We start from the raw sequence: 2,599 nt of genomic DNA, 5'->3' as shown, positions 1-2,599 counted from the left end.
GTGACCGCCCATTTCGGTGATCGTGACCGCCACCACGGCGGCGGTACTGCGCAGGGCTTGAAGTTTACGGTTTGGCAGCTCCTTTAGGGGTTTCAATGTCCCCTTGCAGGTCATTATTTGACGATTGCGGCACCGCTCTTGGGCGCACCACACGCCCGGTGCGCCGCGACTCGCCTTCCAGGCTGAAACGACGGCAGTTCTGCATCAGCCTGTCCAGGATGGCATCGGCCAGCGTCGGATCGCCCAGCCAGGCGTGCCAGTGCTCAATGGGCAACTGGTGCGTGATGATGGTCGCGCGCAAGCCCACCCGATCATCGATGATCTCCAGCAAATCGGCCCGGGTCGAGGCATCCAGTGCCCCCATGCCCCAGTCATCGAGCACCACCACATCGGTCTTGGCCAGTTGCTGCAGCCAGCGCCGAAAGCTGCCCGCGCCGTGCAGCAGACGCAACTCCTCGGCCAGACGGGGAACACGCAGGTACAGGGCCGATCGCCCTTGGCGGCACGCGTACTGAGCCAGCGCACAGGCCAGCCACGTCTTGCCCAGCCCCGTCGCCCCGGCCAGCGTCACGGTCTCCCCGCGCTCGACCCAATTGGACAGCGCCAGACCCATCAGAGCCGCTCGATCCATCCCGCGTATGCCCTCAAAGCTGGCATCCTCCAGCGTGGCCGTGGTGTACTTGAGCTGCGCCTTTTGCAGCAGCCGCACGCGCTTGCGGTCATCGCGGGCGTAGACCTCGCGCTCGACCAGCAAGGCCAGCCGCTCGTCAAAGGACAGGTGCAGGCAGTCGGCCTGCTCGCTCTGCTGTTGCAAGGCATCGGCAAAGCCGTTGAGTTTGAGGGTGCGCAACTGCGCCAGGGTGAGATGGTTGAGCATGGGTGGGGTGTCTGTTGCTGGGGTCGGTGGATTCGGTGGATTCGGTGTCATGCCGGCATCACTGGTAGTAGTCCGGACCACGGACGTTGGCATGCGCCGGGCTGCTCCAGCTCGCCTCCTGCGCTGGTGCGAGCTGGTCGCAGTGGTTGGCCAGCAAATCGCGCACATGGCTGTAGCGCACTGTCCCCAGGGCCAATGCGCGCGCGCAGGCCCCCTCCAGCCGCTCTTGCCCGTAGCGGCGTTCAAGGTTGAGCAGCCCCAGGCAGGAGCGGTAACCGTGCTCGGGGTGCTTGTAGGTCTGCAGCAGCCGGGTGATGAGCTCCCCGCAGGCCACACCGATGCGCTGGCCCCATTCGATGAGACGTGTGGGCGTCCACTGCAGGTGCGCACGGTGGGCGGCGGGCATGTGCTCTTGCACCGTGGTGAAGCCCCCGCGCTGGGTGTTGCGGACATGCGCGGCCACGCGCTGGCCGCGCAGGAGCAGCTCGATGCCGTGGCGCGTGATGCGTGCCTCCAGCGCCTGCCCCACCAGCGCATGGGGTGCGCTGTAGCGGTGGCCCTCGATCTCGACGTGGTAGTCGATGTGCACCTTCACGGTCTTGAAACGTGCCAGCTCATAGGGTTGCTGGGGCAGCGGCATCAGGGCGGGCGCATCGAGCTGGGCGAAGACGCTGGCCCGAGAGCCGGGCAGTTTCTGGAACGCTCGCTCGTTCAGACTGGGCAGCCACTGCGCAATCGCCGCATCGAGCTGGGCGATGCTGTCAAAGCGCTGGTGGCGCAGGCGCGCCAGGATCCAGCGGGTGACGACCTGCACCGAGCTCTCCGCCGTGGCCTTGTCCTTGGGGCTGCGCGGGCGCGCCGGCAGCACGCAGGTGCCATAGTAGCGGGCCAAGTCCTGCACGCTGTCGTGGGCGCGGGGTTCGTAGCGGTCGGGCGAGGTGATCACCGCGCGGGCGTTGTCGGGCACGATGAGCTGGGGCACGCCGCCGTAGAAGTGCAAGGCCCGCACCAGGCTGGCCACCCAGTCGTCCAGGCGCTGGGCTGCGGTGGCACAGGCGAAGACGTAGCTGGAGGCGGCCATGGCCGAGACGAAGACCTGCGCGCGACTGCCGTCACTCAGGGGCACGGTGGAGCCGGCAAAGTCGATGAACAGCTTCTCGCCCGCACGGCGGTGCTGGCGCATGGAGCGCTTGAGGCTATGGGCAAAGGCCTTGTAGTGCTCGCAGAACTGGGTGTAGCGCCAGGTGCGGCCTTCGGGGTGGGCCTGCACGTACTCCTGCCACAGCAGCATGAGGGTCATGCTCTTGCGGTCGAGCTCGCGGTGGATGCGGCCCCAGTCCGGTGCGATGTAAGGGGCATCGGTGTGCTTGCCGGGCAGCAACACCGAGGTCAGGCGTTGTTCGCTCCAGCCCTCGATCGTTTCCCAGTCCAGGCCGGCGGCCTGCGCCAGGCCCACGTATTTGGCGATGACGCCTTTGGAGACTTTGAGGCTGGCCGCCACCTGCTCATGCGAGAGTTGGCCGTGCCATTTGAGGCGAAGGATATCTTTGATCATGCGTAGAGACATTCGGGGTTGAGGCATCGCTTTCCTGGTGGCAAAAAAGCCGCCGAGGTTAGGACACCAGGGTCAGGTTCTCTACGCAGCACCACCGCTGTGCTCACCGCACCCCGCAATGGGCAGCGCGGTGGCGGTCACGATCACCGAAACGGTCGGTCTCTTTG

2 protein-coding genes are annotated in these 2,599 nt (G+C 66.3%); both read right to left on the bottom strand.

Annotation, left to right across the window (positions count from 1 at the left end):
• Positions 1 to 64: 64 nt before the first annotated feature.
• Entirely contained in the window at positions 65 to 877 is an 813-nt protein-coding gene (gene istB, locus PHQ87_RS15895) for an IS21-like element helper ATPase IstB (protein WP_300236555.1), read from the bottom strand.
• A gap of 58 nt (positions 878 to 935) precedes the next feature.
• Positions 936 to 2,459: an IS21 family transposase gene (gene istA / locus PHQ87_RS15890; protein ID WP_300236552.1), complete on the bottom strand. Its 1,524-nt coding sequence runs from the start codon at positions 2,457 to 2,459 to the stop codon at positions 936 to 938.
• Positions 2,460 to 2,599 lie beyond the last annotated feature (140 nt).

This window comes from Hydrogenophaga sp. (genome assembly GCF_028698005.1).
Lineage (GTDB): Bacteria > Pseudomonadota > Gammaproteobacteria > Burkholderiales > Burkholderiaceae_C > Hydrogenophaga.
Note: the sequence above shows the minus strand (reverse complement) of the source record. Positions and strands in the feature narration are given on the sequence as shown.